The sequence below is a fragment of the Bacillus cereus group sp. MYBK227-1 genome (assembly GCF_051916325.1).
Taxonomy (GTDB): Bacteria; Bacillota; Bacilli; order Bacillales; family Bacillaceae_G; genus Bacillus_A; species Bacillus_A cereus.
This window is the reverse complement of record NZ_JBQAGK010000033.1, coordinates 1-521: the sequence shown is the minus strand read 5'-3', so window position 1 is coordinate 521 and position 521 is coordinate 1. Positions and strand designations below refer to the sequence as shown.

The window sequence follows — 521 nt, the reverse complement described above, 5'->3', positions numbered from 1 at the left end:
CCCCTAAAAGTTAGACACGGTTATTTCATTAGGCAGCTTGATAAAAATGAGTCCGGTATTGCACCGGGCTCATTTTTAATTTTGCCTTTATCCGTTTTGTATTGTAATAATCTATATATTTTTCTAATTCTATTTTGAAGTGCTCTACACTTTCAAACTCTTTTATGTAGAGAAACTCAGACTTCATGATTCCAAAGAAATTCTCCATTACTGCGTTGTCATAACAGTTGCCTTTACGAGACATACTTTGTACGATACCTCTTTTTTGTAATGCGTGACGGTACTGTTTCATTTGATAATGCCACCCTTGATCTGAATGCATCATTAGTTGGTGATTTTCAGATAAACCTTCTAATGCTGTCTCTAACATTTCTGAAACAAGTGAATACGTCGGTCTAGAGCCAATTGTATAGGTAATGATTTCACCATTATACAAGTCTAATACAGGTGATAAATAAAGTTTCTCACCGAATAATTTAAATTCTGTAATATCGGTTACCCATTTTTCATTTGGCGTATCT

At 34.2% G+C, this 521-nt stretch carries 1 protein-coding gene; it reads right to left on the bottom strand.

The features are described 5' to 3' along the window. Window positions 1-28: 28 nt before the first annotated feature. A partial coding sequence (locus ACTFRM_RS31220; RefSeq protein ID WP_440043885.1) for an IS3 family transposase occupies window positions 29-521 on the bottom strand: 493 nt, incomplete at its 5' end.